This is a genomic window from Brevundimonas sp. (genome assembly GCF_029946145.1).
GTDB lineage: Bacteria > Pseudomonadota > Alphaproteobacteria > Caulobacterales > Caulobacteraceae > Brevundimonas.
In genome coordinates this window covers 50,895-64,588 of sequence record NZ_JAQSDY010000025.1, presented here as the reverse complement: position 1 = coordinate 64,588, position 13,694 = coordinate 50,895, and the positions used below count along the sequence as shown (strand labels likewise).

Genomic DNA, 13,694 nt, shown 5'->3' with positions numbered 1-13,694 from the left:
CATGAAGGCCCTGGCCAAGACGAAGCCCGGCGTCGGCCTCGAACTGATCGACGCCCCGATCCCCGTCGCGGGCGATGAGGACGTACTGATCCGGGTCAGGCGCACGGCCGTCTGCGGCACCGACATCCACATCTGGAACTGGGACGAGTGGAGCCAGAAGAACGTGCCCGTGCCGATGATCACCGGCCATGAATTCTCGGGCGAGATCGTCGCCATCGGCAAGGATGTCGACCGCCGCCTCAAGCTTGGTCAGCGGGTCTCGGCCGAAGGTCACGTCATCGACCTGAACTCGGAAGCGGCCCGGGCCGGTCACTTCCACCTCGACCCTGACACCCGCGGCATTGGCGTGAACCGCCAGGGCGCCTTCGCCGAGTTCGTCGTCGCACCGGCCTTCAATGTGATCGAACTGCCCGACGACGTGCCTTTCGAGATCGGCGCCATCCTCGATCCGTTCGGCAACGCCGTGCACACGGCGCAGCAGTTCGACCTGCTGGGCGAGGATGTGCTGGTCACCGGGGCCGGCCCCATCGGCATGATGGCCGCCGCCGTCGCCCGCCACGCCGGCGCCCGCACCGTCGTTCTGACCGACATCAACGACTTCCGCCTGGAACTGGCGCAGAAGGTCGCGCCGGGCGTGCGGACGGTGAACACGACACGGGAGGACCTGCACGACGTCATGCACGAGCTGGGTCTCAAGGTCGGCTTCGACGTTGCGCTGGAGATGTCGGGCTCGCCGATCGCCTTCAAACAGTGCGTCGACACCCTCATCATGGGCGGCGGCATGGCCATGCTGGGCATTCCGTCCAGGCCGATGGAAACCGACTGGGGCGCCATCATCCTCAAGGCCCTGACCATCAAGGGCGTCTACGGCCGCGAGATGTTCACCACCTGGCGCAAGATGCTGGGCCTGCTCAAGGCCGGCCTGGACCTGACCCCGCTGATCACGCACCAGATGAGCTACGAACGCTTCGAGGAGGGCTTCGAGGCCATGCGTTCGGGCCAGTCCGGCAAGGTGGTTCTGAACTGGGACAAGGCGGCTTAGGGCTCCAACCCATGTCCGCCCCCGGCGTCATCACGGCCTTTCTGGAAGGCGAGGGTCGGGACGCGCGAGGCCGAACCCTGTTCGACGTCCTGGCCATGGACAACGCCGCGCTGGAGAGCCACCACGACTTCATCCAGTGGCTTTTCCCGCTGCGGGAGCCTTCGCGGGCCGTGCCGGATGCGCCCGTGCTGACCGACGCCGACGTCGAGACGATCAGGGAGTCGGGCATGGCCCAGATCGCCCTCGCCGCCGCGACGGACCGGATGGACGCCTTCTACCGCGCCACCCACGACTGGCTGATGCCCAACGACCACAACCACCTGCGGATCACCCGGATCATCCGGTCGCTGAGGCTGCTGGTCGGCGACAATGAGGCGGACGCCTTCAAGGCCGCGATCCTGTCGCGGGTCGAGACGACCCGGGCGCCGGTGAGCGCCCGCAGCCGCGGCTACTGGATGACGGCCTGAAGCGTCAGGCGGCTGCCGGCTCGCCCTTCCTCAGAGTCGCCATGAAGACGATGATGACGAACAGAAGCATCGACGTGACCAGCATGATCTCCGAGGCGATCATCGCCGGCATGAAAACCGGCCTGCCGAGCAGCATCAGGCTCAGACACGGCATCAGAATCAGGAAGCCCAGCACAGACAGGACGAAATGCACCTTGGGCAACCAGCCCTGCGCCGCCGCCGGGAACGACCGGTAGAACAGGCCGAACAGCATCATGGACGCAAAGCCGATCAGGTTGATGTGGGCGTGCACCGGCCTCAGCACGAAGTCCTGGTTCGCGCCCATCCAGACGCCGAGCGACATGCCGACCAGGGCCGACAATACGCCGAGGCGCAGAAAATTATTCGAAACTGACATTAGCCTGGATCCCTCCGACAAAGGGCGGTTTCATAAACCGCCGTTTTCCCCGAATCCTAGTTACAACGTCGTCAGGTCAATGTCTTGATCAAGGCCTTTTCAAACCCCGCGGCGTCAGATCCGGGCAGGTTGCCGGCCAGTTCACCGCTCTCGAACAGCTCGAACACCTTCGGATGGACATAGGACGACCGGCACACCGTCGGCGTATTGCCCAGCAGACCCGCGACCGCCTTCACGCAGACGGTGACCTTGAGCTTCGCCTCGGTCGGAGAAGCAGGCGGCTCCATCTCTCGCAGCGCCCGGGCGGCCGAGACGGTGCCGGCCCAGGTGCGAAAATCCTTGGCCGAAAACTGGTCCCCCATGGCCTCCCGGATATAGGCGTTCACGTCGTCCGAAGTGATTGCGCCCAGCTGGCCGTCGGCGTCGCGGTATTTGAACAGCTGCTGGCCCGGCAGCTCCCGCAGCGACCGCACCACGGTCGCGAGGCGGCGGTCCCGCACCTTCACCTCATGCTCAACCCCGCTCTTGCCCTTGAAGGCGAAGGTCAGGGCGTGGCCGTCGACGTCGAGATGCCGCTTGTTCAGCGTGGTCAGGCCATAGGAGCGGTTCTGTCTGGCGTACTGGGCGTTGCCGACCCGGATCAGGGTGATCTCCAGCAGCCGGACGGCGGTGGCCAGCACCTTGTCCCGCGACACGCCGCGCCTGTTCAGGTCGGACTCGACCCGCTTGCGCAGCCGCGGCAAGACCCTGGCGAAAACCGGGAGGCGTTCGAACTTGGTCTCGGACGCGTGGCTGCTCCAACCCTCATGATAGCGGTACTGTTTGCGGCCCTTTGCGTCCCGCCCCATGGCCTGGATGTGGCCCGAGGCGCGCGGGCAGATCCAGACGTCGGTCCAGGCCGGGGGAATGGCGAGGGCTCGAAGACGCGCAAGGGTCGGCTTGTCACGGATCAGCACGCCGCTGGCGTCATGATAGCTGAAACCCTTGCCCGAAGCAGTGCGCCGGATGCCCGGATGTTCGTCGCTACACCAGGTCAGGCCTCGCGGAATCTCGCGCGTCGCATCGGTGGCGGTCACGCCTCGACCTCGCGCGGGTCGAGCCCCCTGCAGACGCCCCCGGCCGCGGCCCGGGGCGGCTTGCGTCGGCGGTCGGACAGGACGGGATGGGCGATCATTCTTCACTCCGGGTCGCGTCGCCGAACGACGGACGGGCGCGGACGGTTCCCGCCCGCCCTTGACCGCGGCGGCCAAGCGGAGGACGGAGGCCCCATGAACTACCGCCACAGCTTTCACGCCGGAAATTTCGCCGATCTGGTCAAGCACGCCCTGCTGTTGTGGCTGCTCGAACGGGGACAGGCCGACGGCCCCCTGACGGTCATCGACACCCATGCCGGCGCGGGTCTCTACGACCTGACCGGCGACGCGGCTCGCTCGAAGGAGGCCGAGGCCGGGATCGCCCGATTGATGGCGGCCGAGGGGCGGCCACCCCTGATCGAGGCCCTGGCCGCCGCGGTGGCGCGGCTGAACCCGCAGGGCGGAGCGGCCCTCTATCCCGGCTCGCCCCTGCTGGTCGCCCGGATGCTGAGGGACGACGACCGCTATGTCGGTTTCGAACTGAACCCGCCGGTGCTGGACCTGCTGATCGCGGCGCTGGAGCCCTTCCCCGAAGCGGCGGCCGAGGGCGGGGACGGCTATGACCAGGCGCGGGCCTGGGCGGCCGAGGCGACCGGGCCGCTGGTGCTGATCGATCCGCCGTTCGAGAAGCCCGACGACTATCTCCGCGCCGCCGACACGGGCGCCGCCATCGTCCGCGCCGACGCCCGGGCCACGGTGGCGATCTGGACGCCGCTGAAGGATCTGGAGACCTTTGACGGCTTCCTGCGCCGCCTCGACCAGGCGGGAGCCCAGCGCGTGCTGGTGGCCGAGGCGCGCCTGCGCCCGCTGACCGATCCGATGCGGATGAACGGCTGCGCGGTGGTGATCCTGAACCCTCCGGCCGGAGCCGAGGCAGCGGCGCGCGAGGTTTGTGGCTGGGTCGTGAAGACCTTGGGCGAGGCCGGGGCCAGGGCCGACGTCTGGTTCACCTGAGTCTATTCGAAGACTTCGCCCGCCTCGTACAGGTGAGGCTCGAAGGTCGCGATGGCCATGACCGGCTCCATGGCCGCGTTGACCGCCGGCAGGCGGGTCATGGCCTTCCAGTCCTCGCGGGTCCGCCAGACGGCGTGCACAGCCGCCACCTTGCCGTTCAGACCGCGGTGCAGAGTGGCGGACAGGAAACCTTGGGCTCCTCTCTGGGTGCGGACCATGACGGTCAGCAGCTCCATCAGCACGTCCATCTTCGCCGGCTCGCAGCGATAGACGTTGATCAGAACCACGGGATCTTTGTCGGACATGGCGGGCGTCTAGCGGATCGCGAGCGAAGAGTCTCACGGTCTCGGTCCGGGGCCATTCGGGGCGCGGCGAGCGGCCCGCGACAGCGCGTCCTGGCTGAATCGTCGTTCGCTAAACCTTGCTCAACACATGCCGTGCGACGAAGGGGGACGCAGTCGGAATTTGTATGTTGCCTATCCGTGTCGTTGTCGCGCTTCTGGCCGCAGCCGTCGTTTCGGGCGGCGCGCCAGCCGTGCTGGCCCAGCCGGCCGTGTCGACAACCCAGGCCGCGCCCGACGACGCCCTGCGGCTGGCCCGATTCGTAGAGGCGCGGGCCGGATCCACTGACTTCGCGGCGCTGGACCGGTTCGGCCAGGCCGCCATGCGCCGGACCGACCGTGAAGGGCTGAACCGGCTCTACCACGTGACCTGGACGATCCTGAACCAGGGCGACTTCGACAAGGCCTCCCTCTGGAACCGTCGGCTGACCGAAGCGGCGCAGCGTCAGGGCGACGACCGGTACCAGGACATCGCCCGCCTCAACGCCCTGGCCATCCGCTATGATCAGGGCGACGCCAGCGTTACGGCCGAGATGCGTAGGACGGCGGAAACGGGCGAGGACTGGTTTGTCAGCACCCACGCCGCCCGTCTGACGGCCCTGGCCCTTATCGACGAGGGCAAGGTCGGGGAGGGGCTGGAAATGCTGGCCCAGGCGCAGGCCAATATTCCGGAGAACGATCCCTTCGCCGCGACGGCCCAGGCCGGGATCTGGGAAGTGACGGGCATGGGGCTGAAGCAGCTCAATGATGTCACGGGGGCGGCGGATGCGTTCCGCAAATTCGAGATCGACTACTCCAATCCTGCCTACCCCCGTCCGGATTTTGACAGCCTGTACAACCTGGCCATGATGGCGGTGAAGGTCGGCGACGGAGATCGCGCGGCCCGGTTTTTCGCCGCGCATCACCGATTGACCCAGCGGGCGGGACTGACGACGCTGTCGGTGTATGACGCCAGCCTCTGCGCCACGGTCGCCAACGCGCGAAACGAGCCCCACGCGGTCCTGGCCTGTCTTGAGCCGTACGGCGAATCTCTCGGCGAAGCCGCGTTCGTGGCGGCGGACGCCTTGCCTCTGCGGGCGATCGCCCGGGCCCGGACCGGGCAGATCGCGGGCGCCCGTCGCGACGTGGACGCACTGCGCCGGCTTGAAGTCGAGACGGGCATCCAGTCCGAGGTCGACCACGTGGAGGCCGAGGTGCTGTTCGCGGAAGGCCGGCACGAGGCGGCGTTCCGCATGCTGAGAACGCATATGCTGGAGAGCGAAATCGCCGCGGCCCGCAGCTACAGCGCCGGTATTCACCAGGTGACGGGCGATATGCAGCAGCAGCTGGCCGAGCGCCGGCGCCAGCTGGAGACGGCGCGGTCCAATACCGGCCTGCAGCGCGCGATCATCGGCATCGGCGTGATCTTCCTGCTGTTCGCCGGAGCCACCCTGATCTGGCAGTCCCGGCAGGGCCGGCGTCTGCGCGTGGCCCAGCGCCGGGCGGAAGAGGCGAACCGGGCCAAGAGCGAATTCCTGGCCAATATGAGCCACGAGATCCGCACGCCCCTGAACGGGGTGGTGTCGATGGCCGACACCCTGGCGCGCCGTGAATTGGAGCCGGAAGAACACGAGATGGTCGACCTGATCCGGTCGTCCGGGGCGACGCTGGAGCGGCTGCTGTCCGACATTCTCGACAGCGCCAAGATCGAGTCGGGCCAGCTGACGTTCGAGCCGGCGCCTTTCGATCTGGAGCAGTCGGTCAAAGACGTCGCCGCCCTGTGGCGGGTCAAGGCCGAGGACCAGGGCGTGGCCATGGTGGTCGAGTTCGACGAGGCGCTGGCCGGCCTGGTCCTCGGCGACACGGTGCGCCTGCGGCAGGTGCTGACCAACCTGGTCAGCAATGCGCTGAAATTCACCTCCTCGGGCTCTGTGCGACTGTCGGTGATGTCGACGCCGGACGGGCGGGCCGTCTTCCGGGTCACCGACACGGGCGTGGGCTTCGATCCCGATCAGAAGGGCCGCATCTTCCGCCGCTTCCAGCAGGCCGACGGCTCGATCACGCGCCGCTACGGCGGCACCGGCCTGGGGCTGACCATCTCGAACGCCCTGGTCGAACTGATGGGCGGAACGGCGCTGGACTGCGACAGCACGCCGGGCACGGGCTCGACCTTCTGGTTCGAGATTCCGATGCCGCGGGTCAGCGGGATCGCGAGCGGGGTGGAACCGATCGCCGCGAGGGACATCACCACCACGCCGCTGCGCATCCTGCTGGCCGACGATCACCCGGCCAACCGCAAGGTGGTCGAGATCATGCTGGCCGCCACGGCGATGCAATTGACGGCGGTCGAGGATGGACAGCAGGCGGTGCAGGTATTCGCCGCCGGCGAGTTCGATCTCGTCCTGATGGACATGCAGATGCCGGTCATGGACGGGCTGACGGCGACGCGCGCGATCCGCGCCCTGGAAGCGGAGCGGGGCCTGACGCGGACGCCGATCGTGATGCTGACCGCCAACGCCATGGCCGAACACGTGGCGTCCGGCCGCGCCGCGGGGGCCGACGGCCACCTGACCAAGCCGGTGACCCTGGTCAGCCTGTTCGACGCCATCGCCTCGGCGCTCGACGGCGGGACGCACCGCGAGGCGGCTTGAGCCCTAGGGCCATTTCACCACGGGCGGCATCGAGCTGAGGATCGATTCGACATTGCCCCCGGTCTTGAGGCCGAACATCGTGCCGCGGTCGTAGAGCAGGTTGAACTCGACATAGCGGCCGCGCCGGATCAGCTGTTCCTCACGCTCTTCGGCCGTCCAGGGTTCGGCCATCCGGCCCGCGACGATGGCGGAATAGGCCTCGAGGAAGCGGGCCCCGACGTCACGGGTGAAGGCGAAGTCGCGTTGATAGTCGCCGCTGTCGTGGTGGTCGTAGAAGATGCCGCCCGTGCCCCGCGGCTCGTTGCGGTGCGGCAGCCAGAAATATTCGTCGCACCACGGTTTGAAGCGGGCGTGCCAGTCCGGATGGTGGGCGTCGCAGGCGGCCTTCATGGCGGCGTGGAAGGCGAGGGTGTCGGGGGCGTCCGCGCGGCGGTCGACGTCCAGCACGGGCGTCAGATCGCCGCCGCCGCCGAACCAGGCCTTTGTCGTGGCGATGAAGCGGGTGTTCATATGCACCGCCGGCACGCGCGGACTGACCGGATGGGCGATCAGGCTGATGCCCGTGGCGAAGAAGCGGGGATCCTCGGCCGCGCCGGGCACCGTTTTCGCATAGTCGGCGGGGAAGGTTCCGTGGACGGTCGAGACGTGGACTCCGACCTTCTCGAACAGCCGCCCGTGCATCATGCCCATGACGCCGCCGCCGCCTTCGGGCCCATCTTCCTGGACTCTGGCCCAGGGCGTGCGGACGAAGCGGCCGGGTTCGCCGGGGAAGAGGTCGGCGGGAGCCGCGTCCTCCAGCGCCTCGAAACCGGCGTGGATGCGGTCGCGCAGCGTCTCGAACCAGGCGCGGGTCTCGGCCTTGCGTTGATCCAGCGAGGGGGCGGTGTCGTCGGTCATGCGGGGTCCTGTACCGGGTCTGCCCGCAGGGGAGAAGACATACGGCTGGCAAATGACGCTACTGTGGTGGGTAAGCGCCGCGATATCAGCTGTTTAACAGCGGTAGATCGTCTGTTTCACAGCGAACTCCTGGCGCCGATAATCACCGTGCATCCCCGCCTTCGCGGGGATGCACGGACGGCGTGGGCGTGATGTCTCCTCCCCGGCGCAGATGGGGAGGTGGATCGGAGGCGGAGCCGACGAGACGGAGGGGGCGACGCCGGCGGCTCCGGTGGATCGCCGATCCTCTCACATCGAGTCGCCCCTCCACCCCCCGCGCCGGGTCGCGCGGGCGGTCCCCCTCCCCACGATGTGGGGAGGAGACGGCGGGGCGTCGCCCGCTGCCGACGGGAGAGAGCAGCGCTTGCCAAGCTCGCCCCGTCTGCCACTGTCCGGCGTCGCTGTTCCGGAGAGCCCCGTCATGATCCGCACCGTCCTTCTGACCACTGTTGCCGCCGTTCTGATGGCGGGGCCGGTTCTGGCCCAGGCGCCGGACGTCGCGGGGGAGGCGAGGGCGCGGCGCATTCTGGAGCGCACGCCCTTGATCGACGGACACAACGACCTGCCGTGGGCGCTGCGTCAGAGCCACGGCAATGATCCCTACGCGGTCGATCTGACAGCCAATCTCGATGCCTCGACGGGTCTGCATACCGATATCCCGCGCCTGCGGGCGGGCGGCGTCGGCGGGCAATTCTGGTCGGTCTATGTCCCGGCCTCGATGACCCCGCCGGATGCGGCCGTGGCCACCTTCGAGCAGATCGACACGGTCAAGCGTCTGGTCGCGGCCCATCCCGACGCGTTCGAACTGGCCACGACCGCCGCCGACGTCGAGCGCATCCACCGCCGCGGCAGGATCGCCAGCCTGATCGGCATGGAAGGCGGCTATTCGATCGACGATTCCCTGGGCCTGCTGCGCGAGTTCTTCGACGCCGGCGCGCGCTACATCACCCTGACCCACAGCAAGACGACCTCATGGGCCGACAGCGCCACCGACGCGCCGAAATGGGGCGGCCTGTCACCCTTCGGCGAGGAGGTGGTGAAGGAGATGAACCGGCTGGGGATGATGGTCGACCTGAGCCACGTGTCCGAAGAGACGATGCTGGACGCCATGCGGGTGTCCGACGCCCCGGTGATCTTCTCCCACTCCTCGGCGCGGGCGGTGACGGCCCATCCGCGCAATGTGCCCGACAGCGTGCTGCGGCTGATGTCGGAGGACGGCGGGGTGGTGATGGTCACCTTCGTGCCGGGCTTCATCTCGGAGACGGTGCGGGCGTGGAACAGCGCCCGCTCAGCCGAAGACGCGCGGCTGAAGTCGCTGAACCCCGGCGATCCGGCGGCGGCGGCGGCGGGTCTGACGGCCTGGCAGGTGGCGCATCCGATCCCGGTGGCCACGATCGCCGACGTGGTGGCCCACATCCAGCATGTCCGTGACGTGGCCGGGATCGATCACGTCGGCCTGGGCGGCGACTTCGACGGGGTGGACGCCCTGCCCGTCGGGCTGGAAGGCGTGGACGGCTATCCCCGCCTGCTGGCGGCCCTGATGGCCAACGGCTGGACCGAGGCCGACATCCGCAAGCTGGCGGGCGAGAACGCCCTGCGCGTTATGCGCGCGGTCGAGGCGGTGGCGGAGAGCAGGAAGGGCGAGCGGCCGAATCTGGCCGCCCTGCCCGCGGACGGCGCGCCCGACTAGGGCGGGCGCGCGACGACCTGCCACGTTGCCTCGCCGTAGCCGGGCGGCGATGGCGAGGCATGTATTCCGGGGGACGCCATACAGCAGGATTCGCGGCGACGCTGCTCGCCCTGCTGTTCACGTTCACCCTGCGGGCCCTGATTCCCGCCGGCTATATGCCGGACCCGGGCGGCGACAGCTTCCATCTCGTGATCTGCGGCCCGGCCGCGCCGGCCGGGGCCGGCGGCGGGCCTGACGACGAGGGGCCCGCGGGCCCGGCGCCGGTTTGCGCCTTCGCCGCGACGGGATCGGTCGCGGGTCCGGCCGATCCGCCGCCGCTGCCGCGGCCCGTGGTCATGGCCATCGTCCGCGAGTCCGCGTCCGTCCTTCGCGACCCGCCGGCGGCCGACCGTTCCGAAGGACCACCTCCGCCGGCGCGCGCGCCACCCCTGTCGATCTGAAGCCTGCACCCCTGCCGGGCCGCCCCGTCGTTGACGGATGCGCGGCGCCTTCTGTCGCCAGACCGGCGACCTTCAGATCGAGTCCAGAACCATGAGAATGACCCCCGGGGCCTGCGCCTTGCTGCTTGGCGCGCCCCTGATGGCCGCCGTTCCCGCCCATGCGCAGGACGCCGCCCTGCTCGACGAGATTATCGTCACCGGCGTTCGCACCGACACAGCGATCCACGCCATCCGGCCCGAGGGCCTGGCCGCGGCGGCGCCCGACAGCGCCGGTCTTGTCGCCCGCCTGCCCGGCGCGGCCCTGATCGACAACGGCGGCCTGTCCGGCCAGGTCCAGTACCGGGGCCTGTTCGGCGAGCGGGTTCTGACCCGCGTCAACAGCCAGCGCTTCCACAGCGGCGGACCCAACGCCATGGACCCGCCGCTGCACTATGCGCCGATGCCGCTGGTCGCCAGCGTCGAGGTCGACCGCGGGATCAGCCCGGTGCGCAACGGCCCGGCCCTGGCCGGCGGCGTCAACGCGCGGCTGAAGGAGGTCGGCTTCGGCGAGGGGGCGGCGTTCGCGCCCGCGTATGACCTGACCGCCGGCTATCGTTCGGTCGACGACAGCCGCAGCTTCGGCGGCGTGGCCGGGATGGCCAGCGAACGCTTCCGCGTGAACCTGCTGGGCGCCCGGGAGACCGGCGGCGACATGCGCTTCCCGGGCGGCGTGGTCCGCGACAGCGGCTTCCGGCGGGACACCTGGGGGCTCTCGGCCGGCTGGCGCGGCGCGCACGACGAACTGGGGCTGGACCTGCGGGCGCAGGAGACCGGCCCGACCGGGACGCCGCCGTTCGCCCTGGACATCCTTTATTTCGACACCGACTTCGCCCGCCTGAGCTTCGCCAGCCCGGCGGAGTCGACGGTGCGGCTGGAGGCGTCGCTGGGCCATGTCCGGGTCGAGCACGGGATGGACAATTTCAGCCTGCGCCCGGCGCCGGCCATGGCCTCGATGCGCCGGCTGTCGCTGGCCGACGCCGAGACCGTGGTCGGGGAGGCGCGGCTGGTCTTCGGGTCTCCCACGCGCAGCCTGAGCGTCGGCGCGGACTTTGAACAGGCAGACAAGTCCGTGGTCATCACCCATCCGGACAACCCCGATTTCGTGGTCGGCTCCCTGCCCGGGATCGAGGTGTCCCGCCTCGGCGGCCACCTGGAGTGGCGCGGCGCCGTCAGGGGCGTGGAGGCGGAACTGGGCGTAAGGGCGGACGCGCACCGGGCCTCGGCCGGCGAAGCCTGGACGGGATCCGCCGTGCCCGCGGGACCGACCCTTCTGGCGGCCGCCTTCAACGCCGGCGACCGGGACTGGGGCGGCGGGACCGCGGACCTGGCCGCCCGCTTCTGGCGCGACCTCGGCGATTTCACCCCGCGCCTGACCCTGGCGCGCAAGACGCGCGCGCCGAATGCGGTCGAGCGGTTCTCGTGGATGCCGACCGAGGCGAGCGGCGGCCTGGCGGACGGCAACATCTACGTCGGGGACCGGACCCTTCGACCCGAGACGGCGTGGATCGTCGAGGGCGGGTTCGACTGGCTGCGGGGGGCGGCCTGGGCCCGTCCGACGATCTACTATCGCCGGGTCGACGACTACATCCAGGGCGTGCCGTTCGACGCCACCCCGGGCGTGGCCGACACGCGGCTCGAGATGGTCGCGGCCATGAGCGGGGACCCCACGCCGCTGCGCTTCGCCAATGTCGATGCGGCGCTGTACGGCTTCGACATGGACTTCGGCCTGCAGGTCACCGACCGCCTGCGCCTCGACGGGGTCGCCAGCCTCGTGCGCGGCAAGCGCCGGGACGTGAGCGACGACCTGTACCGGATCGCCCCGCCGACCCTGCGGCTGGCCGCGACCTGGGACGAGACGGACTGGTCCGTCGGGGCCGAGGTGGCGGGAACGCTGCGCCAGACCCATGTCTCGGCGGGCAACGACGAGACGCCGAGCGGCGGCCATGCCCTGGTCAACCTGCGCGGCGAGTGGCGTCCGCGGTCGGGTCTGCAACTGGAGGCTGGCGTGGAAAACCTGTTCGACCGCGACTATCGCGCCCATCTGGCGGGACGGAACCGGGTGGCGGACTCCGACGTCGCCCTGGGCGAGCGCCTGCCCGGCGCCGGACGCGGGGCGTTCGTGACGCTGAAGGCGGCCTTGCGATGAGCGTGCGAGACCGCGGCGACCGGCGCCGCTCGATCCGGAAAGGACAATCATGACCCCCGAACAGGCCCGCGCCTTCTGGGACGGCCGCTATGGCGACGAATCCTATCTGTTCGGCGAGCAGCCGAACGCCTTTCTGCCGCGACAGGCGGACCGGCTGCGGCCGGGCATGACGGCGCTGGCGGTGGCGGACGGCGAGGGCCGCAACGGCGTCTGGCTGGCTCGCCAGGGGCTGACGGTGACCAGCACCGACATCTCGCCGCGGGCGGTGGCCAAGGCGCGGGCTCTGGCCGCCCGTCACGGAGTCGAGGTCGACGCCCGGCTGGCCGACCTTGAGACGTGGGACTGGCCGGTGGAGGCGTTCGACGTGGTGGTCGGCGTCTTCATCCAGTTCGCGCCGCCCGACATGCGCGACCGGCTGTTCGCCCGGATGAAGCAGGCGCTGAAGCCGGGCGGCCTGCTGCTGCTCGAGGGCTATCGGCCGGAACAGCTGGCCTATGGCACGGGCGGGCCGGGGCAGGTGGAGAACCTCTACACCGAGGCCCTGCTGCGCGACGCCTTCGCCGACATGGAGGTGGTTTCCCTGGCCAGCTATGACGCGGATATCGCGGAGGGGTCGGGCCACGTCGGTCCGTCCGCCCTGATCGACCTGGTGGCGATGAAGCGAAAGCCGACGGCGGGATGAACGCGATCGAACTGGGGCCGCTGGTCCTGTCGGGCGAACGATTCGCCATCATCGTCGGCGTGGCCGTCTTCCTGCTGGGGACAGGCGTGCTGGCGAGCCGGGTCAGCCCGCGCTTCAATGGATGGAGCACGGCGGCGGCGCTGGGCGGGCTGGGCGCGGCGCGGCTGGCCCATGTGATCACCCACTGGAGCTATTTCGCCGACGACCCGCTGAGGGCGGCGGCGGTGTGGCAGGGCGGATTCATCTGGCCCTGGGCGCTGCTGCCGGTCGCCGTGGCCGCGGTCGTCATGCTGCGCGAGCGGCGGCTGATGCTGTGGGCGGCGGCGCCGGTGATCGCCTGCGCCCTGGCCTGGACCGCGACGGAGCGGCTGACGTCGGGCACGGAGCCGGTCGCGGCGCCGTCGATGACCCTGGCCCGTCTGGAGGGCGGGGCGGTGAATCTGGCAACCGTCGACGGGCGTCCGACCGTCATCAATCTGTGGGCCAGTTGGTGCCCGCCGTGTCGTCGCGAGATGCCGGCGCTGGCGCGGGCGCAGGACGCCCATCCGGACGTCCGCTTCCTATTCGTCAACCAGGGCGAGGGACCGGCGAAGGTCGCCGGCTGGCTGGAAGAGGCCGGGCTGGAGGTCGACAATGTGCTGCTGGATCCGGCCATGGCCGTGCCGCGCCACTACGGCACGGCGGGATTGCCCGTCACCCTGTTCCTCGGTCCGGACGGCCGGCTGGCCAGGGCTCATGTCGGCGAGATCGCGCCGGAACAGATCGACGCCGGGATCGCGCGCCTGCGATGACGGGCT

At 69.8% G+C, this 13,694-nt stretch carries 13 protein-coding genes; 9 read left to right on the top strand and 4 right to left on the bottom strand.

Annotated features, from left to right (window positions below; genetic code table 11):
• The first annotated feature begins 1 nt into the window (after nt 1).
• Nucleotides 2-1,042, top strand: a complete 1,041-nt coding sequence (tdh, locus tag PSV23_RS10725; protein WP_366524240.1) for an L-threonine 3-dehydrogenase — start codon at nt 2-4, stop codon at nt 1,040-1,042.
• Between the two features lie 11 nt (nt 1,043-1,053).
• A complete protein-coding gene (locus PSV23_RS10720; RefSeq protein ID WP_300468730.1) occupies nt 1,054-1,509 on the top strand; it encodes an opioid growth factor receptor-related protein in 456 nt (151 codons plus the stop codon).
• A 4-nt stretch (nt 1,510-1,513) separates the two neighbouring features.
• Here the strand turns inward: PSV23_RS10720 and PSV23_RS10715 are convergent, their stop codons facing one another.
• Both PSV23_RS10715 and PSV23_RS10710 read right to left on the bottom strand, forming a co-directional pair.
• Nucleotides 1,514-1,906 carry a hypothetical protein gene (locus PSV23_RS10715; RefSeq protein ID WP_300468728.1) on the bottom strand — a complete coding sequence of 131 codons (393 nt, stop codon included), beginning with the start codon at nt 1,904-1,906 and terminating at the stop codon, nt 1,514-1,516.
• 71 nt (nt 1,907-1,977) lie between these two features.
• Nucleotides 1,978-2,982, bottom strand: a complete 1,005-nt coding sequence (locus PSV23_RS10710; protein ID WP_300468726.1) for a DNA topoisomerase IB — start codon at nt 2,980-2,982, stop codon at nt 1,978-1,980.
• A gap of 192 nt (nt 2,983-3,174) precedes the next feature.
• On the opposite strand from PSV23_RS10710, the gene rlmJ reads away from it, so the two are divergent.
• On the top strand, nt 3,175-3,993 hold the full coding sequence (gene rlmJ, locus PSV23_RS10705; RefSeq protein WP_300468725.1) for a 23S rRNA (adenine(2030)-N(6))-methyltransferase RlmJ: 819 nt from the start codon (nt 3,175-3,177) through the stop codon (nt 3,991-3,993).
• A gap of 2 nt (nt 3,994-3,995) precedes the next feature.
• Here rlmJ and PSV23_RS10700 read toward each other — a convergent pair whose 3' ends face one another.
• Complete coding sequence (locus PSV23_RS10700) at nt 3,996-4,298, bottom strand: antibiotic biosynthesis monooxygenase (RefSeq protein WP_300468723.1); 303 nt, start codon at nt 4,296-4,298, stop codon at nt 3,996-3,998.
• Between the two features lie 164 nt (nt 4,299-4,462).
• Here PSV23_RS10700 and PSV23_RS10695 point away from each other — a divergent pair, with 164 nt between their 5' ends.
• Complete coding sequence (locus PSV23_RS10695) at nt 4,463-6,964, top strand: ATP-binding protein (RefSeq protein ID WP_300468721.1); 2,502 nt, start codon at nt 4,463-4,465, stop codon at nt 6,962-6,964.
• A gap of 3 nt (nt 6,965-6,967) precedes the next feature.
• Here PSV23_RS10695 and hemF read toward each other — a convergent pair whose 3' ends face one another.
• Nucleotides 6,968-7,861: an oxygen-dependent coproporphyrinogen oxidase gene (hemF, locus tag PSV23_RS10690; protein ID WP_300468719.1), complete on the bottom strand. Its 894-nt coding sequence runs from the start codon at nt 7,859-7,861 to the stop codon at nt 6,968-6,970.
• Between the two features lie 460 nt (nt 7,862-8,321).
• Between hemF and PSV23_RS10685 the strand changes: the two genes are divergently transcribed.
• From PSV23_RS10685 to PSV23_RS10665, 5 genes are all read left to right on the top strand, one after another.
• Complete coding sequence (locus PSV23_RS10685) at nt 8,322-9,590, top strand: dipeptidase (protein ID WP_300468716.1); 1,269 nt, start codon at nt 8,322-8,324, stop codon at nt 9,588-9,590.
• Nucleotides 9,591-9,649: 59 nt separating this feature from the next.
• Nucleotides 9,650-10,030, top strand: coding sequence for a hypothetical protein (locus PSV23_RS10680; protein WP_300468714.1), 381 nt, complete (start codon nt 9,650-9,652; stop codon nt 10,028-10,030).
• Between the two features lie 91 nt (nt 10,031-10,121).
• Nucleotides 10,122-12,215 (top strand): TonB-dependent receptor, encoded by a 2,094-nt coding sequence (locus tag PSV23_RS10675; protein WP_300468712.1) that lies wholly within the window; start codon nt 10,122-10,124, stop codon nt 12,213-12,215.
• A 49-nt stretch (nt 12,216-12,264) separates the two neighbouring features.
• Entirely contained in the window at nt 12,265-12,897 is a 633-nt protein-coding gene (locus PSV23_RS10670; RefSeq protein WP_300468710.1) for a class I SAM-dependent methyltransferase, read from the top strand.
• Nucleotides 12,894-13,688, top strand: coding sequence for a TlpA disulfide reductase family protein (locus PSV23_RS10665; RefSeq protein WP_300468708.1), 795 nt, complete (start codon nt 12,894-12,896; stop codon nt 13,686-13,688). Before PSV23_RS10670 ends, PSV23_RS10665 begins: the two co-directional genes overlap by 4 nt.
• Nucleotides 13,689-13,694: the final 6 nt, after the last annotated feature.

Bases quoted from the DNA above. Each gene is read 5' to 3' on its own strand.
- rlmJ (WP_300468725.1), top strand. From the start codon at position 3,175: ATGAACTACCGCCACAGCTTTCACGCCGGAAATTTCGCCGATCTGGTC.
- PSV23_RS10670 (WP_300468710.1), top strand. From the start codon at position 12,265: ATGACCCCCGAACAGGCCCGCGCCTTCTGGGACGGCCGCTATGGCGAC.
- PSV23_RS10720 (WP_300468730.1), top strand. From the start codon at position 1,054: ATGTCCGCCCCCGGCGTCATCACGGCCTTTCTGGAAGGCGAGGGTCGG.
- PSV23_RS10715 (WP_300468728.1), bottom strand. From the start codon at position 1,906: ATGTCAGTTTCGAATAATTTTCTGCGCCTCGGCGTATTGTCGGCCCTG.
- PSV23_RS10675 (WP_300468712.1), top strand. From the start codon at position 10,122: ATGAGAATGACCCCCGGGGCCTGCGCCTTGCTGCTTGGCGCGCCCCTG.
- PSV23_RS10680 (WP_300468714.1), top strand. From the start codon at position 9,650: ATGTATTCCGGGGGACGCCATACAGCAGGATTCGCGGCGACGCTGCTC.
- PSV23_RS10695 (WP_300468721.1), top strand. From the start codon at position 4,463: ATGTTGCCTATCCGTGTCGTTGTCGCGCTTCTGGCCGCAGCCGTCGTT.
- PSV23_RS10685 (WP_300468716.1), top strand. From the start codon at position 8,322: ATGATCCGCACCGTCCTTCTGACCACTGTTGCCGCCGTTCTGATGGCG.
- tdh (WP_366524240.1), top strand. From the start codon at position 2: ATGAAGGCCCTGGCCAAGACGAAGCCCGGCGTCGGCCTCGAACTGATC.
- PSV23_RS10665 (WP_300468708.1), top strand. From the start codon at position 12,894: ATGAACGCGATCGAACTGGGGCCGCTGGTCCTGTCGGGCGAACGATTC.
- PSV23_RS10700 (WP_300468723.1), bottom strand. From the start codon at position 4,298: ATGTCCGACAAAGATCCCGTGGTTCTGATCAACGTCTATCGCTGCGAG.
- hemF (WP_300468719.1), bottom strand. From the start codon at position 7,861: ATGACCGACGACACCGCCCCCTCGCTGGATCAACGCAAGGCCGAGACC.